This window comes from Candidatus Borkfalkia ceftriaxoniphila (assembly GCF_004134775.1).
GTDB classification, from domain to species: domain Bacteria; phylum Bacillota; class Clostridia; order Christensenellales; family Borkfalkiaceae; genus Borkfalkia; species Borkfalkia ceftriaxoniphila.
The window spans coordinates 83,900-104,575 of the sequence record NZ_SDOZ01000002.1; the positions used below are offsets into that span (position 1 = coordinate 83,900).

Here is a 20,676-nt window from a genome sequence, read left to right on the forward strand (position 1 = left end):
TTACAGACCGCGGGGGCTGTAATTGGGCGATTCTTTGGTGATCGAAATATCGTGCGGGTGGCTTTCGATCAGGCTTGCACTCGTGATCTTGACGAACCGCGCGTTCTTGCGCAATTCTTCGACCGTATGCATTCCGCAATATCCCATGCCCGATTTTAAGCCGCCGAGCATCTGAAAGACGATCTCCGCCAAACTGCCGCGGTAAGGCACCCTGCCTTCCACGCCCTCGGGGACGAATTTCTGCGCGTTTTCCTGGAAATATCTGTCCTTGCTGCCCGCGGCCATGGCGCCGAGGGAGCCCATGCCCCTGTATACTTTGAAACTTCTGCCCTGGTAGATCTCGATATCACCGGGGCTTTCGAGCGTACCCGCAAACAAACTGCCGATCATTACGGCGGACGCGCCCGCGCCGAGCGCTTTGACGATATCTCCGCTGTACTTGATGCCGCCGTCCGCAATGATACGTTTGCCGAGTTTATCGGCCTCTTCCGCACAGTTCATTACGGCGGTCAACTGAGGCATACCGATACCCGCGACCACGCGCGTGGTGCAGATGGAACCGGGGCCGATACCCACCTTCACGACATCGGCACCCGCTTCGATGAGCGCGCGCGTCGCCTCTGCGGTCGCGACGTTGCCCGCGATCAGGGTGATCTGCGGGAATTTCGCCTTGATCTTTTTTACATAATCGATGACGTATTTGCTGTGACCGTGCGCCGTGTCGATGGCGATGACGTCCACTTTTGCGGCGATGAGCGCCTCGATGCGCTCCATGGTATTCGAGGCGGTGCCGACTGCCGCGCCTACGAGCAGGCGGCCGTTTTTATCTCTCGCGGAATTGGGATACTGTATGCTCTTCTCGATATCCTTGATGGTGATGAGCCCTTTCAGATACCCGTCTTTATCTACGATGGGAAGTTTTTCGATCCTGTGTTTGCCTAAGATCTTCTGCGCCTCGGCGAGGGAAGTGCCTTCGGGCGCGGTGACGAGATTGTTTTTGGTCATCACATTGTCGATAGGCTGTTCGTAATTGCTTTCGAAACGGAGATCGCGGTTCGTGAGAATACCGACCAGTTTGCCGTTTTTGGTGATGGGAACGCCGCTGATCTTGTATTTGCTCATCAGCCCGACCGCCTCTTTCACGAGATTTTCAGGCTCTAAAAAGAAAGGATCGGTAATGACGCCGTGCTCGCTCCTCTTGACTTTATCGACCTGCGACGCCTGGTCCTCAATGGACATATTTTTATGAATAATTCCCATGCCGCCCTCTCTGGCGATGGCGATTGCAAGGCGGCTGTCCGTCACCGTATCCATCGCGGCGGATAAAAGCGGAATATTCAGACAAATGTCATCCGTCAGTTTCGTACCCAGTTTCACTTCCGAAGGCAGCACGTCGGAGGCGGACGGTATCAGCAACACGTCGTCAAAAGTCAACCCTTCTTGCACAATTTTACTCATAGCAATCTCCTTAATTCTTTTTCTGTATCTGAAACGTAAAATAAAACCTTACTTTAAAAACGCGTCGCATACGGCAAGCACTTCGTCACGATGCGCCGCCCCCTCGGTATCGGAGGAATCCAGTTTGATCGCGGCGACCGCCGCGCGGATCTTTTCCACGTACGGCTTGTCCGCCTTTTCCATAGCGGCGTTCAACAGCCGTTCCAGGCAATTATATTTTTGAAACTCCCCCGCAGTGTTCTTTTCGGCAAGTTCCAGCGCCTTGTCGCCCTCGTCCGTTTCGTAGAGTGAAACCGCCGCAATACCCGAAACGATCTGGCGATAATTTCCGCCCTGCTCTTCGCAGTACGCGGAAAAATCTTCGCGCTCCAAAAGTTTTTCGCCGTACTTCGCGCTGACGGAATATTTTCCGCAGGCGTAGTTTTTTTCGACGGCGCGCGACAGATCTTCGATCTTTTCCGTCTTTTGATAGACGGACACGCTGTAATGCGCGCTCGCGGCGTCCAAGCCCAGACCGTCCGTGATCGTTAGCATGACGGAGGGCGCCAGCCACGAAAATATCCCCCACAGAATCAGGCAGAGCGCGATGAGCCCGCCCAACGTTATGAGTGCCGTTTTTGCAATCAGTTTTCCCAAATCGACGTCTCCGAACAATTCCGTTTGCAAGCGTTTCTTAAAAAGAATGACCGAAAACCACTTCCGTCGGAATTATATTTGTGTTATTTTACCACACGGGCGCAAAAAAATCAACAGAATTTTCATAATTTATCATTTTCGGAAGAGTAAAAAAATAGAATAAGGGATATGAGGCGCCGTTCGGCGTCCGCTAATTCATTCAGGAGCCGAATTTTATGACAAAATGCAAAAAAATCTTATTGAAAATCGTACCCGCACTCTTGCTGGGACTCATGCTCTTTACCTTCATCGGCTGCAAAACGGACAGCGGTCTGGACAAATACGTTTCGGAAAAAAGAACGGAGATTTATTATTGCGAGCAGGACGGATTTACCCTCACCGCGAGTTATTCGCAGAAAGAATATCCCTACTGCGCGGACGGCATCGTGGGCGAACTTTCCGACCTGTTCGAGATCAAATTGCAGGCGCCCGACAATTCCGAGGAATACAATATCAAATTCACTTTGGCGGGAAAAGAGTACGGCGGCGAAATGTCCTTTGAAAGCGTGCGGCAGATCTATACCTTTTCGCAGTCCATCGCCTGTCCCAAAGAGACGCAGATCACCTTTACGGTGTCCCGAAAAGACAGCGAGGTCAAACTTGTCGCCGAGAGCGTAAAAAACGAAAATACGCTGGGCGTAAGCGATATATTAAAGTCTATCCAAAAAGCCGAACCCGACCGCATTTCGGCTTTATCGCAGAACGGAACTTTCGCGGGGGAAATTTATGTACGGCTCGTCTATAAAGACGGCGAATGTTTTTATTACGCCGCGATCTCCGACCGCTCGGGCAACACCTATTCCATGCTGATAGACGCCGATTCGGGCGAAATTTTGGCGACCAGAGAAAACTAAAAGAAAAAAAGGAGCGTAAACGCTCCTTTTTTTCATTGCTGTTGTTGCAGAAAATCGATGATGACGGTATTCTGCACGTATAAATATTCTTCGCGGATACGGACGTACCCGTTCTCAAACGCGAGATAGTTTTTTTGTCTTTCGAGCGGCTTGGAAAAATCTTTAAAGAAATCCGAGCCGAAAGCCGCGGAATAATCCTCCGCCGAAAGTCCCTTTTCCGTGCGCAGGGCGAGCATCACGTATTCGAATTTCGCATCTTCTCCTTCGATTTTTTCATTGTCCACGACGGGGTAAAAATCGGTCAGGATACACTTGATGTACTCGTCCAGATCGGGCGTATTCGTAAAACGGCGGCCGCCCATAAAGGAACTTGCCGAAACGCCGAACCCGATATATTCGCCGCGGCGCCAATAATTGAGATTGTGCCTGCTTTCAAAACCGGGGACCGCAAAATTGCTCACCTCATAACGGGCAAAGCCGCGCTCTTTCAGACAGCCTCGCGCCGCGTCGTACATGGCGGCAACTTCGTCGCCGTCGGGCAATTCTCCATTCAGATAGTCGGAATAGACGGGCGTGCCGTCCTCGGGCGTCAGCGCATACACGGAAACGTGGCGTACGCCGCCGCGCAGCGCAAAATCAATGGATCCGAGCACGTCGGAAACTGTCTGCCCTTTCAGCCCGATCATGATATCCGCGCTCTTGTTCGCGTCGCCCAGCATTTCGCACGTTTCCAGATACTGCGCCGCGTTATGCGCGCGCCCGATCTCTTCCAAAAGAACGTCCGACGAGGATTGCAGTCCGATCGAAAAACGGTTGATCCCCGCGCGTTTATATGCCTCCGCCTTTTCTTTCGTGAGCGTGCCGGGATTGATCTCTACGGTGATCTCCGCGTTTGCGGAAAGTTTGTATAATTTTCGGATCTGATTCATGCAGCCCGCGATATATTTCCCGTCGATGACGGAAGGCGTTCCCCCGCCGATATAGACGGTATCGAAGGACTTGTCCGACAGATCTTTCGCTCGCAGTTTCATTTCTTTATAGACGCAAGCCATGTACGCGTCCGCGAACGCCAATTTGGAGGGATACGAGGTGAAATCGCAGTAACGGCATTTCGATTTACAAAACGGGATATGAATATAGATGCCTGCCATAATACCTTCCTTTTACCCGAACGGGTCCCACAAATGTTTGTCGAGCGCGACCGTATATTCGTCGGAAAACGATACGCCCTCCGCCGTTAACAGATTGCGCTGAACGTCCGCGCCGCCGAACGCGAACGCGGGCGCAAGCCCGCCGAAACGGTTGACCACGCGATGACAGGGAATTTTCCCCGGCAAGGGATTGACGTGCAGCGCATACCCCACCGCGCGCGAAGCGCGGGGATTGCCGCAAAGGCGCGCGATCTGACCGTACGTCGCCACGCAGCCGACGGGGATCTTTTGCACGATTTCATAGACCTGTTGAAAAAAACCGCTTTCCATTTTTTCCTTCGCAACTTATTTATTGGTTTTGAGAATAGACATAAACACTTCGGAAGGCACTTCCACCGAGCCGATGCTGCGCATGCGCTTTTTGCCCTCTTTCTGTTTTTCGAGAAGTTTTTTCTTGCGGGTGATATCGCCGCCGTAGCATTTGGCGAGCACGTCTTTGCGCACCGCCTTGACCGTTTCGCGGGCGATGATCTTGCCGCCCACCGCAGCCTGAATGGGAATCTCGAACAGTTGGCGCGGAATCGCGTCCTTGAGATTTTCCGCCAATTCCCTGCCGCGAGGATAGGCGCGGTCTTTATGCACGATCATGGAGAGCGCGTCGCATACGTCGCCGTTGAGCATGATGTCCAGTTTGACGAGATCGCTCCGCTCGTAACCCGTAATTTCATAATCGAAACTCGCGTATCCGCGCGTGCGCGATTTGATATTATCGAAAAAATCGTAAATGATCTCGTTGAGCGGCAATGAATACAGAAGTTTTACGCGCTTTTCGTCCAGATAGGTCATGTCCTTAAAGATGCCGCGCTTTTCCTGGCAAAGATCCATGATCGAACCGATATATTCGGGCGGACTGTATATCTCCGCCTTGACGATGGGTTCTTCCATGTATTCGATATCGGAAGGATCGGGAAGATGCGACGGGTTGTCCACGAAAAACGCTTCGCCGTCCGTCTTATGCACGAGATAGGAAACGCTCGGCGCGGTCGTGATAATTTCCAGATTGAACTCTCGCTCGATCCGCTCCTGAATGATCTCCATGTGCAAGAGTCCCAAAAAGCCGCAGCGGAAGCCGAATCCGAGCGCGACGGAAGTATCGGGTTCGAAGATGAGCGCCGCGTCGTTGAGTTGCAATTTCAGGAGCGCCTCCTTGAGGTCGTTGAATTTGCTGCCGTCCAGAGGATAAATGCCGCAGAATACGACGGGCTGCACCTTTTTATATCCGGGCAGAGGCTGTTCGGCGGGCACGTTCGCATTCGTTACCGTATCGCCCACAGCCACGTCGAGAATGCTCTTGATACTCGCCGCGATATAACCGACTTCTCCTGCCTGCAAACTCTCTTTCGGCGTCAGTTTGGGACTGAATACGCCCACCTCCGTCACGTCGAACATCTTGTCGCAGCGGAACGTTTTGATGGTATCGCCCACCTTCACGCAACCGTCCTTGACGCGCACGAAGAGAATGACACCCTTATAGTTATCATAATAACTGTCGAATATGAGCGCTTTGAGCGGCGCTTCGGTGTCGCCGTCGGGCGCGGGGATATGTTCGCAGATACGCTCCAGAATATCCTGTATATTGGTGCCCTCTTTCGCGGAAACGAGCGGCGCGTAGGAAGCGTCCAAACCGATCACGTCCTCGATCTCGCGTTTGGTCGCCTCGGGTTCGGCGGAGGGAAGGTCGATTTTATTGATGACGGGAACGATCTCCAGATCGTGTTCCAGCGCCAGATAGACGTTGGCGAGCGTCTGCGCCTCGATCCCCTGCGTGGCGTCCACTACCAGAATCGCGCCCTCGCAAGCGGCGAGAGAGCGCGAAACTTCGTAGGTGAAATCGACATGCCCGGGCGTATCGATCAGATTGAATTCGTATTCGTTCCCGTCTTTCGCCGTATAGTACATGCGCACGGGCGTGAGTTTGATGGTGATGCCGCGCTCCCGTTCCAGATCCATGGAATCGAGCAGTTGATCTTCCATGTCGCGCTCCGACACCTGTCCCGTAAGTTCCATGATGCGGTCCGCGATGGTACTCTTGCCGTGGTCTATATGCGCGATGATACAAAAATTTCTGATAAATTGATTGGGCTTTGCCATTGATCTCTCCGATTTTTCGTTGCTGTTACCGTTTCATTATATAAAAAATTGAAAAATTTAGCAAACGAATTGCAAAAGCATTCCTCTTTGTGCTAAAATAATTTTATCTTTTTGGAGGTAAACCTATGAGAATTCCCGAAAACAGTTTTTTAAGGACGACGCCGATCGCCCACCGCGGCCTGCACGATATAAAAAAAGGCATCCCGGAAAATTCCTACGCCGCTTATCAGGCGGCGATCGACAAAAACTACGCCATAGAAATGGACGTGCGTTTTTCAAAAGACGGAAAACTCGTCGTCTTTCACGACGACACGCTGGACAGGACGACAGAGGCGAAAGGCCCCGCCATCTCGAAAACGAGAAACGAACTACTCGAACTGCACTTACAGGGCACGCAGCAAAAAATTCCCGTATTCGAGGAATTCCTCGAATTTGTCGGAGGGAAAGCGCCCCTTCTCATCGAACTGAAAAACGTACCCGAGCGAAAAGATCTCGTAAGAGCGACGCTTGCGGCATTAAAAAACTACAAGGGCGAATTTGCACTGCAATCCTTTCAGCCGAAATATGTGTACCAGATGAAAAAGCAAGCCCCGCAGATCTTACGCGGGCAACTCGCGACGATCCCCTTAAAAGAAGAGAGCATGCCCGCCGTGCAGAAATGGGCGCTGAAAAACATGCCTTTCCATTTTTTGACCAAACCCGACTTTATCAGTTTCAATATCGCAAATCTTCCTTTCTCCAAAGCGAGGAGAAAAAACGCTTTGCTCCTCGGCTGGACGGCGCGCACCGAAGAGGAATATCTCCGCGTCAAGCCCATGATCGATAACGTGATATTTGAGTATATCACCCCCGAAAAACTATGATTTATGCTACACATAGTACTATGCAAATGGCTTGTTTATTAAAAAACAAAGGGCGCGTTTGAATACGCGCCCTTCTTCTTTCCTTTTTACCTTATTGTAATTTTTCGATCATGTCTACGATGTCTTTGACCGTCTTGACGTTCACGATATCGTCTTCGGGAATGGAAATACCGTAATCGTCTTCCAAAGAGATCAACAACTCCACTACGTCGAGCGAATCCGCGCCGAGATCTTTTACAACGTCGCTTTCCAAAGCAATGGCTTCGGGTTTTAAATTCAACTGTTTCGCGAGCATATCTCTTACCTTTTCAAACATACACCTGTCCTCCTCGATTTATTATTCCATTGTACTAAAATTCGCAGCAAAAGTCAATGAAACTTTTATTTGTTTGCCGCTTTTTTCTGTTTCATCGTCAATCCGATACGGTTCTTTTTCACGTCCACGTCCTTTACCCATACGGTGACCGTCTGCCCGACCTTTAAGACCTCGGAAGGATGCCTGATATATTTATCGGTAATTTCGCTGATATGCACGAGACCGTCCTGATGCACGCCGATATCGACGAACACGCCGAAATCAACCACGTTGCGGACCGTGCCCGTAAGTTCCATACCCGCCATCAGATCGTTGATATCCATGATATCTTTGCGGAGTTGAGGCTTGGGCAGCGCGTCGCGGATATCCCTTCCGGGTTTTACGATCTCTGCCACGATATCTTTGAGCGTGGGCACGTCCAGCCCAACTTCCTTGGCAGCCTTTTCCTCGCCGTACTTTTTTACTTTTTCGGGAAGGTCGGAAATATTGCGCGCTTTGACGTCCTCTTCACTGTAACCGAACAGTTGCAGCAATTTTTCCGCCGCTTTGTAAGATTCAGGGTGGACGGCTGTATTATCGAGAATATTTTCGCCGTCGGTGATGCGCAAAAATCCCGCACACTGGGTAAACGCCTTTTCGCCCAGTTTGGGAACTTTCAGAATTTCTTTACGGGAATAAAACCTGCCGTGCTCCTCGCGGTACGATACGATATTTTTCGCGATCCCCGCATTCAGCCCCGCAACGTATTTCAAAAGAGAAACGCTCGCGGTGTTTAAATCTACACCCACGCTGTTGACGCAGTCTTCCAAAACGCCCGCCAATACGCTGTCCAGGCGCTTTTTGTCCATATCGTGCTGATATTGCCCCACGCCGATGGATTTCGGATCGATCTTGATGAGTTCCGCCAACGGATCCTGCAAGCGGCGCGCGATGGAAACCGCGCTTCGTTCGGAAACGTCGAAATCGGGAAATTCTTCCGCCGCGAGCGGACTCGCGGAATAGACGCTCGCCCCCGCCTCGCTGACGACCATATAATTGACCTCTTTTTCCAGTTCTTTTAAAAGATCGGCGACGAAAATTTCACTTTCCTTGGACGCCGTACCGTTCCCGATAGAGATGACGTCCACGTCGTATTTATTGATCAGTTCTTTGAGTTTCTTTTTCGCCTCTTCGACTTTGTTCTGCGGAGGCGTGGGATAGACGACCGTCTTATCGAGCACTTTACCCGTGCCGTCGACCACGGCGATCTTGCAGCCCGTTCTGTACGCGGGATCGAGTCCGAGCGTTACTTTATCTTTGACAGGCGGCTGCATGAGGAGCGGTTTCAGGTTGATCTCGAACATTTTGATCGCCTGCTCGCTCGCACTTTCCGTCAGCATAGCGCGGATCTCGCGCTCGATGGAAGGGAAAATCAAACGATCGTATCCGTCGTCTACCGCCTCCTTGACGAGTTCCGTGGAATAACCGCCGTTTTTCAGATAAGACGCACCCGCGATACGTTTGGCGATCTCGTCGTTTAAAAGAAGTTTGACTTTCAAAAACCCCTCTTTTTCGCCGCGGTTGACAGCGAGAACGCGGTGACTCTTGATCTCCGCCACAGGCTCGCTGTAATCGGCATACATTTCGTAGGTCTTGGAATCTTCTTTATCCGTATTGACGAGTTTGGTAGCGATCTCGCCGTTGCGCATAAACAAATTGCGCAACTTTTTGCGCACGTTCGCATCGTCGGAAACGATTTCCGCAATGATATCCTTTGCGCCTGCAAGGGCGGCGTCCGTCGTCGGCACGCCCTTATCTTCGTCTATGTATTTTTCCGCTTCGGCCTTCACGTCGGCATTCGGATCCTGTGCGAGAATAAAATCCGCCAAGGGTTGCAGCCCGCGCTCGATCGCAACGCTCGCACGAGTCTTTTTCTTCTGTTTATAAGGACGGTAGATATCCTCCACCTCCGTAAGCGTCACGGCGGCGTCCAGCGCTTTTTGGATTTCCTCCGTCATCTTTTCCTGTTCCGTGATCGACTTGGCGACTTCCGCTTTTCGCTGTTCGAGATTGCGAAGATACGTCAGCCTGTCGTTGAATTCGCGCAACACCTGGTCGTCGCAACTGCCGGTCATTTCCTTTCTGTACCGTGCAATGAACGGAATGGTATTCCCTTCGTCGATCAACTGAATAATGTTCTGAGCCCTGTCCTCGCGTATGGGAAATTCTTCCGTCAATTTCTTTAAGATGTCCATAGTAACTCCGTCGAAAAAATTTGTTATACGTTTGCCCTTGCCAAGCAAGAACGAATGCAAACCCGCCCATGCGGATTTCCGTACTCTATTGTATCATACTTTTACAAACTTGGCATTATTTTTTCAAAGTTTTAAGATAATTTTTTTGTTCGTCGGTCAGACGATAGGATTCACGCGCTTTCTGAATGGCTTTATTCAGCGTTTTTGCAGGAAGAGCGCTGCTCCGCAAAAATTTAACACCTTCGCCGTAGCCCTTGACGAGGATCTCCGCAAGCAGCCACGCCACTGCCATGTGCACGTAATATTTGGAACAGTCCGCGCGTTCCATGAACGCGAATTCTTTTTCAAAATATTCGGGTATCGTATAATGGTCGAGAAGACAAACGTACGCGAAACGCTGCACATACTCCCGCTCGTCGCTAACGCATTTTTCGATATAAAAAAGAAACTCTTCGCGCCGCTTTCGAAGACTCTTCAACGTGGAAGTGAAGCAATCGCAGATCGCCCAGTTGTCGATACGCGGCACAACGATATCCAGATATTCCAAAAGTTCTTCAAAGGTCAGTTTCGCGTATGCGACGGCAAGACATTTGACGAAAGTCACCTCAAACAGATCGTCGGGGAAACGACAAAGAATGTCCAATTCATCTTTGCCGAGCGCAGCGTATTCTTTCGATATTTTCCGAAGCGCAGGAACCCGCACGCCGAGCGTGCGATCAAGCGAAAGCACGCAGATCTTTGCGTTAAATTCCCGAAACGACACGTCGGCGTTTTCCCGCAATTTTTCTAAAAGTTCTTCATAAGCGATCATTTTTTATTTCTCCTTTGTACAGTTCGTCAAGCCGTTCAAACCAAACCCTTTCGGAATACCGCGTATTGGCGGGACTGGTCGAGGGCATACAAAAATACGGCACCGATACATTCTGATATTTTTCAAGAAAGATACGATACGCCGTCGTGCCGTTCAACAATATCGCCCGCAGCGGACAAAGCCCGATCAAACGCCCGATATCCGCGATCTCGTAGTTTCGGATCTTACTGTCGGAAGAACCCTCTATCTCGCAGGAAGATACCGCGTCCCACAAGGCGATCTTATGTTCATATAAAAATGAAATTTTTCCCGCCGTATCCGTCGGAATATCTTTCCGAAAATACCCGCACAGCATTTTCCAGAATCGGTTTTGTTTGTTTCCATAATAGAACTCGACCTTACGGCTCTTCACGGAAGGAAAACTTCCCAAAATCAAAAGACGGCTGTCATTCGGTTGATAAACAGGTTCAAAACCGCCGATTATGTCTGACATAGTACTATCTAAACCCTTTAAAACAAAGAATACAGCACCTTTTTAGGCGCTGTATTACATTTTTATTTAATGAAGCAGGAAAGGCTTGTCTAACTTCCCGACCGCCCCCGCAGCCATCTTTTCCTCGCGGAAACTTACATCGATGGCACGGGCGACGTCGTCCCGAGTGAGCGTATCGATGGCGGAAACGCGGGCATCGAAGTCGAAGATCTCATCTGTAAAGAGAAGATGTTTACCGTACACGAGCATCTGGGAAGCCGTGCTCTCCTGTCCCAGAATGAGGGAAGACCTCAACTGTTCCCTGCCGCGCACGAGTTCCTCTTCGGTAATACCGTCCTTGCAAAGGCGGCTGATCTCGCCGCGCACCGCCGCGAACGCCTTTTCCGCACTCTGCGGATTTACACCCGCGTACACGATCAGCGAACCGCATTCGGTATAGGCGGAAATATACGAATAGACGGAATACGCCAACCCCAACTGCTCGCGCACTTTCTGAAACAGGCGCGAACTCATGCCGCCGCCGAGAACATAGTTCATCAGATTTCCCGCGTCGAGCATTTTATCGTCGCGGCGAAACGAGGGAAACGCGAGCGCGAAATGCACCTGTTCGATATCTTTTTTCTTGAAAAGGCTCTGCGATGGATAGAAAATTTCGGGCTTGCGGTCCTCTCTTTTGCGCTTGGGGATCTTGCTTTCGATATAGGTTTCCACAAGTTCTTCAGCATATTTTTCGTCTATATTTCCCGCAAAAGAAATTACGATATTTTCGGGCGCATATCGCTTTTGAATATATTCCAAAAGATTTTCGCGGGTAAAGGACGAAACGTTTTTCGCCGGCCCTAAAATACTCCTGCCGTAGCCGCGATTGCCGTAAAACGCCTGTGCGAGAACATCGAAACACAGATCGTCGGGCGTGTCTTCGGTCATGGAAATTTCCTCGAGAACAACTCCTTTTTCGCGCTCCATCTCGTCTTCGGGAAAGACGGAATTCAAAAAGAAATCGGATAAAATTTCAAAAGCCTCCCCCGCATGGTCCGAGGTGGATTTGGAATAGTAGCAGGTGATCTCCTTGGAAGTAAAGGCGTTGACCTGCGCGCCGATACGGTCCATCGCATCGGAGATCTCAAACGCAGTGCGTTTATCCGTCCCCTTGAACATCATGTGTTCGATGAAGTGCGATATTCCGTTTTCGCCGTCCGTTTCAAAGGTCGAGCCGGTGCCCACGATGATGCCCGTACTGACCGACCACAGCCCCTCGATCTTCTTCACGATGAGCCTTAGTCCGCTGTCGAATTTCTTGTAATACGTCATAATTTCTCCGTTATGTATAATTATTTTTGCCGCTAAACCTTTTCCAGACCGCTGATATTTTCCGATACGGTCACGGCGTGCAGCGAATGTTCTTTATAGTATTCGAGCACCGCGGGCAACGCCGCGGCGGTATGTTTGGTCGGATGCATCAAAACGAGATCCCCTCCCGACGCCTTTTGCGTGGCGCGCGAGAAGACGAGTTGTTCGTCGTGGTCGCGCCAATCGATGGTATCTTTCGACCACATAATGACTTTATATCCCAATTCCTTTGCGACTTCTACCGTAGTCGGCGAGTAGGCACCCGAGGGCGGCGCGAACAGTTTAATCTGCGCGTCGGTCAAAGCCCGCACCAGTTCGCCGCAAAGATATATTTCCTGACGGTTTTCCGCCGCGTTCAGTTTGTCGTGGTCTTTATGAAAGTAGCCGTGATTGCCCAGTTCATGCCCGCGGGACGCGATCTCACGCAAAACCTCGGTATTGTCGTCCGCCCAGGAGCCGCCCACGAAAAAAGTCGCTTTCACGCCGTACTCATCCAACGAATCCATGATGTCGAGCACGTATTCGGATCCCTGATAGACGTTGAACATCAGCGAGATCATATCGCTGTCGGTATTCCCGTTATAGTAAACGCCGTCGCTCTTGCCGCCCGCCGTGGAAATGCCCAGCGGGATGAAACACACCGCGCCGACCGTTAATATGATCAGCGCGAGCGCAACGTTGGTTACGATCGCAAGTTTGCTTTTGCCGTCCAAATTAGTTTACCTCATTTTCCGAAATAGTTTGCAAAAAAAACAAAAGTTTTTTCTCATTCAATTATATTCGGAAAAAGACGGGATTATGAACTATTCGGTTTCATGCAGCGCGCGTTTCAAATCACGGAAATATGTTTTTTGCTGCAAGCGCATATAGAAATAGGCGGGCACAATGAGAATCTTACGTTTCGGCCGAATATTTTCGGTAAAAACGGCGAGCGTCTTTCCTCCCGATTCGCTCAATTCACCCGTCCAGTCCCCGACGAAATTTTCATTTTCCATCGAAAAGGCATATCGGGTAACAGGCTGAAAATCCGTGACAATAAACCGCGTTTCCACGCCGCCCGTCGAAATTTCGGTAAATTTATTTCCCTGTTCAAAAACCTCGATGCGGGAAATATCCGAGCGCCAGGCACAATCGCTTAAATCGGTAATCACTCGCCACACCTCAGAAATGTGACTTTGAAAAACTTCTCTGCGCTTAACTTTCATTTTTCCTCTACTTCAATTTGACGATGGTCACGCCCGCCTCGCCCTCGCCGTAGACGCCCGAGCGAAACTCCCCGACGTTTTTATGACCGCGAAGATGATTGCGGATCCCCTCTTTGAGTTTGCCCGTACCGACGCCGTGTATGATCTTGACTTCCTCCAATCCCGTCAATACGGCGCGGTCGATAAAGGCGTCCACTTCGGCGACCGCCTCCATGACCGTTTTACCGAGCAGGTTGATCTCCAACTGCACAGCCGCGGGCGCACTTACTTTGCGCACGACTTGCACGTTTTGTTTTTTATCCTTGATCGGTTTCTTCTCGTATATCCGATAGAGTTCTTCCGCTTTTACCGTCAGACGCATATTTCCGCAACGCACCTCCGCGCGTTTTTTCTTCGCGTCCACGGAGAGAATTTCGCCCTTAGACTGCATCGCGCCGACGTATACCGTATCGCCCGCCCGCAGGGAAGAAAGATCCGCTTTTTCAAGGCGGGGTTTTTCCGTTTCCTCCGCCTCGTTCGCATACGCCTGATCCGCCAACTTATTTTTCAACGTGCGCGCGCGGATGAGATCGGCATCGGATACGTTGCGGGAAGAGGCGAGCTTTTCGATTTCCGCCAGCAATTCTTCCGCCGTTTCCGTCTTTTCGTTGATGATGCGCCGACTCTCCACTTTCGCGTTGAGATAAAGTTTTTCGCGCTCTTTTTTCAGTTTTTCCCGTTCCGCATCCACCGCGGACACTTTTTCGCTCCATTCGCGTTTCAAGCGTTCCGCCTCTTGTTTTTCGGCGTCAGCCTCCACGCGAGAAAGTTCCGCCTGCCGCACGATGTTTTCGAAACGCTGCGCCCCCTCCGACAAATTGGCGAGCGCAGAAGACAATATTTCCTCTTTGAGCCCCAGCCGCCGCGAAATGGCGATGGCGTTGGAACTTCCCGGCAGACCGATGCTGATCCGGTACAGCGGCTGCAAGGTTGTCATGTCGAATTCCATGCTCGCGTTTTCAATCCCGTCGGTGGAATAGGCGAATTCTTTGAGAGATGAATAATGCGTGGTGATGATGCCTTTGCATTTGAGGCTCAGCAAATAGGAGATCACCGCCTTGGCGATCGCCTGCCCTTCGTCGGGATCCGTGCCTCCGCCCAATTCGTCGATAAGGACGAGGGAATTTTTATCCGCATTTTCGGTGATCTCGATCACGTTTTTCACGTGCGACGAAAAAGTGGAAAGATTTTCTTCGATACTCTGGGAATCCCCGATATCGCAAAAAATATTTTCAAATACCGCAACCGTACTCGGGCCCGAGGCGGGAATAAATATCCCGCAGCAAGCCATCAAACAGAACAGTCCGCACATTTTGAGCGTGACCGTCTTGCCGCCCGTATTCGGTCCGGAAATCAAAAGCAGGTCGTACTTGTCGCCCAGAGAAACGCTGACGGGGATCGCCGTCTTTGCGTCCAATAAAGGGTGCCTCCCCTTGACGATATCGATGACGCCGCGGGCATTGAGCCGAGGCCGCACGCATTTGTTTTTATAGGAATATTCCGCTTTCGCGTAGCAGCGATCGAGTTCGGAAAGGCGGTCTATATCTTCTTTCAATTTCTCGTATATTGCGCCGACGCGATTAGATAGTTGCAACAAAATGCGCTCGACTTCTTCCTTTTCGTCGCTCATCAGCGTGCGCAACTCGTTATTGAGTTCCAGAACATATTCGGGCTCGATGAAAAACGTCGCACCGCTCTGCGAACGGTCGTGCACGAAACCCTTGATCTTGCTTTTATACTCGGCGCGCACAGGCAGAACATAACGGTTGTCACGCATCGTCACGACGCCGTCCTGCAAATATTTGGAATCCCCGCCCGTCAGATACGCGGACAGTTTGGCGCGGATCTTTTCGTTGAGGCTGCGGATCGAGCGGCGGATCGTATACAGAGCGTCGCTTGCGTAGTCGCTCACCTCGTCTTCGGAAACTATCTTATTTTGGATATCGTCTTCCAGCGCCGTGTCGAAATAAATCCTGTCGGCGATCTCGCGCATATATACGATCTTTTCATCGTAGACAGACGCCACGCTCTTATAGGCGATGCGCGCGGAACGAAGCAGCGCGCACACGCTCAGAAGTTCTTTACACGAGAGCGCCGAACCCTTTTGCGCGCGCTCCAATTCGTCCGTGAAAGCCCCGAAATCTTCGATCTTGCCCACGCCGTATCGGTACAAAAGAAGATCCGCTTCCGCCGTGAGATTCAAAAGATATTCCGCCTCACACTCTTCTGTCTGCGGACGAATGGAAAGCATTTCACTCTTCGTTTTCTGCAAAACGGCAAAGGAAGAAACGCTCTTCAAAATTTTATTCAGTTCCAATTTTTCCAAAATTCGTTCGTTCATATTCACCTCATCGCACGCCCGATCTCCACGGGTTCGCGGTATACTTACCCAATGCGTTTTTCAACGCGTTTTCATCGCCGCAAAATTGAAAATACGCTCGTTTTTTCGCGGAAGGAAGCGCCGTGAAATCGTATAATTTCGACGGTACGTCTTTTGCGCATACCATGGGCGCACAGTTGTATAATTCAAATCGGCAGACGCTGTTTTCATAGCGCCTGAGCGGGAATTCCCGCCCCGCCTCGTCCGCCAGAACATAGCAGTTTTTCTTGTCGCAATTCCTGCATGTTTTGGAAAAAAGACAGTGCCCCAGATCCATCGCCTTTACATTGCCCCCGAAAGCATAGAACGCGCCGCGGCAAAACAAATTTTCCGCTTCTTTCAAAGAAATTTCCTTTGAAACGCAAAAATTCTCAACGCCCTCGCTCTTTAAAACGGATATGTCGGCACGGTTGAAAATATTGAAACCCGTGCCCGCAAAGACGGGCAAATCAAGTTCTTTTCCGAGTTCTAACCCGAACGCGCCTTCGCAGTATAGCCCTTGAAATAAAGGCGCACAATTTCGTATCGCGATCAGATCGTCGTTCAGCGTATAAGCAGGAACATACAGCAATATATGCGTGACATAGTACTTTGCATAAGTTATATTTTGCTTGATATCGTCGATATTTTTGTAATTATTCGGTTTCAAAACGAAAATATCGGGAGGATATTCGGCATAGGCTTTTTCATCGAAAAAAGTATCGAGAACAGCCGTAGAAGATTTCACTCCCCCTTTTGTTTCCCCGACCGAAAGCGGCTCGTAATGAATTTTTTGATTTTTCAGTTTTGTCAGCAATTCGTACAGCGCCTGATAAAAAGCGCGGCGAAAAGCGTTTAACTGCGAGCGGACGACAAACACGTTTTCCCCGATATTCACAGCGCCGAAATCAATTGAAAAAGGATAGGCGTCGGTTTTGGAAAAACAAGCGCGGACATCATTTTCCGAAAGCGAGGAACTGAGCGCAATTTGGGCACAAAATTCCGATTCGAGAGAAAAAGAAGCAAAGTCCCCTTTTGCCGTCACGCGCAGTTTTTCGCCTGAGCGCGCCTCGATATCGATCAGGATTTTTCGTTTCCGCACTCCAAAATCCTGCTCGCAGAGGGAGGTATCGCTCGTAACGTGCAGCGCGTCTCCCTCGCGGAAACGTTCGGAAGAAGGGAGATAAAACCCGTTCTTTTCGCACGGAAAATTTTCCGAATAGACAAAGCCCCCGACCTCGTTTTTCCCGCCGCGGATGACCTTGAAGCCATCCCCTTTCCGAGGAACGAACGAGGTTTCGGCAAAGAGCCTTTTGCCCCGCGCGCGGAGCACGCCGATCCTTTCCCCGAGATGATTTTGCACGTCGCGGGAAAGGAGGTCTTTCGCCTGACCGTACAAGTAACCCTTCGTATAATCGCCGCGATTGAACGCGCGTTTCATGCGGGAAAAATCCTCCCGAAGGCGCGGCGAATTTTCCGACAGAACGTCTTTATAATAGGTCACGGCGGCGCGCACGTATTCGGGCGAACGCATACGCCCTTCGATTTTAAAGGAAGATACGCCCGCTTCGATGAGCGCGCTCAAATTTTCCGCCGCGCACAGATCGGAAAGAGAGAGCGCATAGGCGTAGGAATCGAACCCCTCTCGGTCGATTTTGTACTTTTGGCGGCACGGCTGTTTACAGGCGCCGCGGTTGCCGCTGTTGCCCCCCGCCAGGGCGGACATATAGCATTGGCCCGAGAAACAGGTGCACAGCGCGCCCTGCACGAACACTTCCGTCTCGATCATCGAGGCGATCTCTTTCACGTCTTTCAAGGGCGTTTCCCGCGCTAAAATAACGCGCGAAAAGCCGTACCGCTTGGCGAGCCGCGCGCCGAATATATTGCAGACGCCCGCCTGCGTGGAAAGGTGCAGCGTGATTGCGGAATAGCGATCTTTGATCAGTTTGCCCAGAAAAATATCCTGCATGATGATCGCATCCGCGCCGCTGTTATGCGCCGCAACGAGCGCGGAAACAAAAGATTCCATTTCGACGTCCTTGACGAGCGTATTCATCGCCACATAGACGCGCACGTGCAGCGCATGCGCGTGATCGATATATTTTTTTAAATTGTCGGGGCAAAAATTTTCGGCGCTTTGACGGGCGGAAAAACTCGATAAACCGAGATAGACCGCGTCCGCACCCGCGTCGATCGCCGCATAAAACGACTTTTCATCCCCTGCCGGTGCAAGGATTTCACACATACCGATATTGTATCATGTTTTTCGTTTTTTGGAAAGAGAAAGCGCGCAATTTTTCATTGCGCGCCGTAAGTTTTGTGTTTTCAGCGTAATTCCACGGACAATTTTTCGGAGAGCGCCCGCAAGATCCTTTTGATCTGCGCGTCCGCGTCTTCGGGCTTGATCGCCTTGTCGGCAGGCGTGAGAGTCAGCGAGAACGCCATACTCTTTTTCCCTTCTCCTACCTGTGCGCCGCGGTACACGTCGAAAAGTTTCACCGCAGTCACATATTTCGAAGCCTCGAAAATCACTTTTTCGATCTCGGCGCAGGTCAGTTTTTCCTCGGCGACGAGCGCCAGATCGCGCTGGACTTCGGGGAATTTCGGCAACTGTTTATATTTGATCGCGCCGCCGAGCAGTTCGGAAAGCGCCGCATAATCCAGTTCGCCCACATATACGTTCGTTTCGACGACGAGGCTCTCCGCAACGTCGGGAGCGAGTTCTCCGAGATATCCGACGGCTTTGCCGTTGACTAAGATCTCCGCGCTCTTTCCCGGATGCAGATAGGCGATATCGGCGGGCGCGTAGTCGAATTTCAGACCGAATTCGGAGGCGATCAGTTCGAACACGCCTTTTGCCGTAAAGAAAGTTTCTTTCTCGCCGAACACTGCCGTACAGAGCGTCTTGTCCTCTTTCGCCATTTCGGTGAGCGGCAAAGATTCGGCGCGGTACACGCTCGCAAGTTCGAAGAGCCGCCCCGCCGTGTTTCCGCGGCGCAGATTCCTTACGACGGTATTGACGAGCGACGGCGCCAACGTCGTACGCATGAGACTCATATCCTCGCCGATGGGATTCTTGATTTTTATGGCTCGCTGCGTCTGCTCCGATATTTTCAGCATGGCGTAATCTTTAGGCGATATAAAGGAGTAGTTGACCGTTTCCGAATAGCCTTGCGTGCGCAGGAGATTTTTGACGCGCAATTCGCGCTTTTGCCCGTCGCTGTAACCGCCGTCGGTGACCGACGCGTTTTTCAGAAAAGTCGATTCGATATGCTCGTAGCCGTACATACGGATGACTTCTTCGGCAAGGTCGGGATAATCCTCGATGTCCTCGCGGTATGCGGGCGAGGTAACATCCGCGTCGTCGCCCTGACAGCGGACGTTGAAGTTGAGCCTTGTCAGAATATCGACGATCTCTTTTTTGGGAACTTCGATGCCCAGGACCGCGCAGATCTTGCTGAGTTTGGTATGAATGGTCAGAGGTTCGGGATGCGACGCCTCGATATCGTAACGGTCGCAGGCGATCTTGCCGCAGCCGAGCGTTTGGATCAAATTGAGAGCGCGGTTGATGGCGATGCCCGTCGTGTAGGCGTCGACGCCCTTTTCGTAGCGCGCGGAAGAATCGCTCTTCTGCCCGAGCGCGCGCGAAGTTCTGCGCACGTTGTCGCGCAAGAATTTGGCGCATTCGAACAGCACTTCGGCGGTGTCGTCGCTGATGCCGCTGTTCAGTCCGCCCATGATCCCCGCCAAAGCCACGGGCTTCACCCCGTCGCTGATGACCAGATTGTCGGGCGTGAGTTCGAATTCCTTTTCGTCGAGCGTGACGATCTTTTCGCCCGTCGCGGCGCGACGCACGACGATCTTACTCCCCGTCACGTGCGACAGATCGAAGGCGTGCATGGGCTGTCCGAGTTCCCAAAGGACGAAATTCGTAATGTCTACCACGTTATTGATGGAATGCAGCCCGCACAGGGCCAAGCGCCTTTTCATCCACAGGGGCGAACTTTCGATTTTCAGATCGCGCACGTAATGCGCGATATAGCGCGGGCACAGATCGGGCGCCGCGACTTCGACCATTACGCGCCCGCTGGTCGCGAACGTTTCCACGTCGTACGTAAGTTCCACGGGTTTCAACGGCTTTTTGAGAACGGCCGCGACTTCGCGCGCGATACCGTACACGCTCTGGCAGTCGGGACGGTTCGCCGTCACCGAAATATCGAAAATATAATCGTCGATCCCCACCACTTCTTTGATATCCGTACCGACGGGAATATCTTCCTGCAAGATGAGGATGCCGTTCACTTCCGCGCCCGGGTAATAATCGTCGGTAATGCCGAGTTCCTCGCCCGAACACAGCATACCGCACGATTCCACGCCGCGCAGTTTGCCTTTTTTGATCTTGACGCCGCCGTGTAAAGACGAGCCGTCGAGCGCCACGGGTACCAGATCGCCCGCCGCCACGTTATCCGCGCCCGTCACAATCTGAATATCTTCGCCGTATTCGCCGCAATCGATCCTGCAAATTTTCAATTTGTCCGCGTCGGGATGTTTTTCCACAGATTTGATGAGTCCGACCACGCAGCGGTCGATCTCCTTGCCGACGTATATGAGTTCTTCCACCTCGAACCCGCAGGAAAACAGTTTTTCCTGCAACTCTTCGGCGGAAATATCGATATCCACATAATCCTTTAACCAACTGAAAGGTACTTTCATTTTG

Annotated in this window: 17 protein-coding genes; 2 read left to right on the forward strand and 15 right to left on the reverse strand. The window is 51.3% G+C overall.

Annotated elements, in window-relative coordinates; all coding sequences use genetic code 11:
* Positions 1–1,458, reverse strand: coding sequence for an IMP dehydrogenase (gene guaB, locus ESZ91_RS00550; protein ID WP_129223057.1), 1,458 nt, complete (start codon positions 1,456–1,458; stop codon positions 1–3).
* A gap of 48 nt (positions 1,459–1,506) precedes the next feature.
* The gene (locus tag ESZ91_RS00555; RefSeq protein WP_129223059.1) at positions 1,507–2,094 is read right to left on the reverse strand and encodes a hypothetical protein; all 588 of its coding nucleotides are present in this window, start codon (positions 2,092–2,094) and stop codon (positions 1,507–1,509) included.
* 215 nt (positions 2,095–2,309) lie between these two features.
* Between ESZ91_RS00555 and ESZ91_RS00560 the strand changes: the two genes are divergently transcribed.
* The gene (locus ESZ91_RS00560; protein ID WP_129223060.1) at positions 2,310–2,987 is read left to right on the forward strand and encodes a hypothetical protein; all 678 of its coding nucleotides are present in this window, start codon (positions 2,310–2,312) and stop codon (positions 2,985–2,987) included.
* A gap of 32 nt (positions 2,988–3,019) precedes the next feature.
* Here the strand turns inward: ESZ91_RS00560 and hemW are convergent, their stop codons facing one another.
* From hemW to lepA, 3 genes are read right to left on the reverse strand one after another with little or no spacing between them, the layout of a single operon-like run.
* Positions 3,020–4,138: a radical SAM family heme chaperone HemW gene (gene hemW, locus ESZ91_RS00565; protein ID WP_129223062.1), complete on the reverse strand. Its 1,119-nt coding sequence runs from the start codon at positions 4,136–4,138 to the stop codon at positions 3,020–3,022.
* Between the two features lie 12 nt (positions 4,139–4,150).
* Positions 4,151–4,468, reverse strand: coding sequence for an MGMT family protein (locus ESZ91_RS00570; protein WP_129223064.1), 318 nt, complete (start codon positions 4,466–4,468; stop codon positions 4,151–4,153).
* Positions 4,469–4,483: 15 nt separating this feature from the next.
* The gene (lepA, locus tag ESZ91_RS00575) at positions 4,484–6,289 is read right to left on the reverse strand and encodes a translation elongation factor 4 (RefSeq protein WP_129223066.1); all 1,806 of its coding nucleotides are present in this window, start codon (positions 6,287–6,289) and stop codon (positions 4,484–4,486) included.
* Positions 6,290–6,414: 125 nt separating this feature from the next.
* On the opposite strand from lepA, the gene ESZ91_RS00580 reads away from it, so the two are divergent.
* The gene (locus ESZ91_RS00580) at positions 6,415–7,152 is read left to right on the forward strand and encodes a glycerophosphodiester phosphodiesterase family protein (protein WP_129223068.1); all 738 of its coding nucleotides are present in this window, start codon (positions 6,415–6,417) and stop codon (positions 7,150–7,152) included.
* A 91-nt stretch (positions 7,153–7,243) separates the two neighbouring features.
* Here the strand turns inward: ESZ91_RS00580 and acpP are convergent, their stop codons facing one another.
* The 10 genes from acpP to pheT all read right to left on the reverse strand — a co-directional run bounded on the left by acpP (position 7,244) and on the right by pheT (position 20,672).
* Complete coding sequence (gene acpP, locus ESZ91_RS00585) at positions 7,244–7,468, reverse strand: acyl carrier protein (RefSeq protein ID WP_129223070.1); 225 nt, start codon at positions 7,466–7,468, stop codon at positions 7,244–7,246.
* Positions 7,469–7,533: 65 nt separating this feature from the next.
* The gene (locus ESZ91_RS00590) at positions 7,534–9,702 is read right to left on the reverse strand and encodes a Tex family protein (protein WP_129223072.1); all 2,169 of its coding nucleotides are present in this window, start codon (positions 9,700–9,702) and stop codon (positions 7,534–7,536) included.
* 115 nt (positions 9,703–9,817) lie between these two features.
* The gene (locus ESZ91_RS00595) at positions 9,818–10,513 is read right to left on the reverse strand and encodes a DNA alkylation repair protein (protein WP_129223074.1); all 696 of its coding nucleotides are present in this window, start codon (positions 10,511–10,513) and stop codon (positions 9,818–9,820) included.
* Complete coding sequence (locus ESZ91_RS00600) at positions 10,500–11,006, reverse strand: DNA-deoxyinosine glycosylase (protein WP_129223076.1); 507 nt, start codon at positions 11,004–11,006, stop codon at positions 10,500–10,502. Before ESZ91_RS00600 ends, ESZ91_RS00595 begins: the two co-directional genes overlap by 14 nt.
* 66 nt (positions 11,007–11,072) lie before the next feature.
* Positions 11,073–12,317 carry a M16 family metallopeptidase gene (locus ESZ91_RS00605; RefSeq protein ID WP_129223078.1) on the reverse strand — a complete coding sequence of 415 codons (1,245 nt, stop codon included), beginning with the start codon at positions 12,315–12,317 and terminating at the stop codon, positions 11,073–11,075.
* A 32-nt stretch (positions 12,318–12,349) separates the two neighbouring features.
* Positions 12,350–13,069 (reverse strand): polysaccharide deacetylase family protein, encoded by a 720-nt coding sequence (locus tag ESZ91_RS00610; RefSeq protein ID WP_129223080.1) that lies wholly within the window; start codon positions 13,067–13,069, stop codon positions 12,350–12,352.
* Positions 13,070–13,159: 90 nt separating this feature from the next.
* Positions 13,160–13,507 carry a polyketide cyclase gene (locus ESZ91_RS00615; RefSeq protein ID WP_129223082.1) on the reverse strand — a complete coding sequence of 116 codons (348 nt, stop codon included), beginning with the start codon at positions 13,505–13,507 and terminating at the stop codon, positions 13,160–13,162.
* A 61-nt stretch (positions 13,508–13,568) separates the two neighbouring features.
* Entirely contained in the window at positions 13,569–15,941 is a 2,373-nt protein-coding gene (locus tag ESZ91_RS00620; RefSeq protein ID WP_129223084.1) for an endonuclease MutS2, read from the reverse strand.
* 7 nt (positions 15,942–15,948) lie between these two features.
* Complete coding sequence (locus ESZ91_RS00625) at positions 15,949–18,204, reverse strand: peptidase U32 family protein (RefSeq protein WP_129223086.1); 2,256 nt, start codon at positions 18,202–18,204, stop codon at positions 15,949–15,951.
* Positions 18,205–18,284: 80 nt separating this feature from the next.
* Positions 18,285–20,672 (reverse strand): phenylalanine--tRNA ligase subunit beta, encoded by a 2,388-nt coding sequence (gene pheT, locus ESZ91_RS00630; protein WP_129223088.1) that lies wholly within the window; start codon positions 20,670–20,672, stop codon positions 18,285–18,287.
* Positions 20,673–20,676 lie beyond the last annotated feature (4 nt).

What these genes read in the sequence shown, in the direction of transcription:
- ESZ91_RS00605 (WP_129223078.1), bottom strand. Translation starts at nt 12,317, where the DNA reads ATGACGTATTACAAGAAATTCGACAGCGGACTAAGGCTCATCGTGAAG.
- ESZ91_RS00560 (WP_129223060.1), top strand. Translation starts at nt 2,310, where the DNA reads ATGACAAAATGCAAAAAAATCTTATTGAAAATCGTACCCGCACTCTTG.
- hemW (WP_129223062.1), bottom strand. Translation starts at nt 4,138, where the DNA reads ATGGCAGGCATCTATATTCATATCCCGTTTTGTAAATCGAAATGCCGT.
- guaB (WP_129223057.1), bottom strand. Translation starts at nt 1,458, where the DNA reads ATGAGTAAAATTGTGCAAGAAGGGTTGACTTTTGACGACGTGTTGCTG.
- ESZ91_RS00590 (WP_129223072.1), bottom strand. Translation starts at nt 9,702, where the DNA reads ATGGACATCTTAAAGAAATTGACGGAAGAATTTCCCATACGCGAGGAC.
- acpP (WP_129223070.1), bottom strand. Translation starts at nt 7,468, where the DNA reads ATGTTTGAAAAGGTAAGAGATATGCTCGCGAAACAGTTGAATTTAAAA.
- lepA (WP_129223066.1), bottom strand. Translation starts at nt 6,289, where the DNA reads ATGGCAAAGCCCAATCAATTTATCAGAAATTTTTGTATCATCGCGCAT.
- ESZ91_RS00600 (WP_129223076.1), bottom strand. Translation starts at nt 11,006, where the DNA reads ATGTCAGACATAATCGGCGGTTTTGAACCTGTTTATCAACCGAATGAC.
- ESZ91_RS00570 (WP_129223064.1), bottom strand. Translation starts at nt 4,468, where the DNA reads ATGGAAAGCGGTTTTTTTCAACAGGTCTATGAAATCGTGCAAAAGATC.
- ESZ91_RS00595 (WP_129223074.1), bottom strand. Translation starts at nt 10,513, where the DNA reads ATGATCGCTTATGAAGAACTTTTAGAAAAATTGCGGGAAAACGCCGAC.
- ESZ91_RS00580 (WP_129223068.1), top strand. Translation starts at nt 6,415, where the DNA reads ATGAGAATTCCCGAAAACAGTTTTTTAAGGACGACGCCGATCGCCCAC.
- ESZ91_RS00620 (WP_129223084.1), bottom strand. Translation starts at nt 15,941, where the DNA reads ATGAACGAACGAATTTTGGAAAAATTGGAACTGAATAAAATTTTGAAG.
- ESZ91_RS00625 (WP_129223086.1), bottom strand. Translation starts at nt 18,204, where the DNA reads ATGTGTGAAATCCTTGCACCGGCAGGGGATGAAAAGTCGTTTTATGCG.
- pheT (WP_129223088.1), bottom strand. Translation starts at nt 20,672, where the DNA reads ATGAAAGTACCTTTCAGTTGGTTAAAGGATTATGTGGATATCGATATT.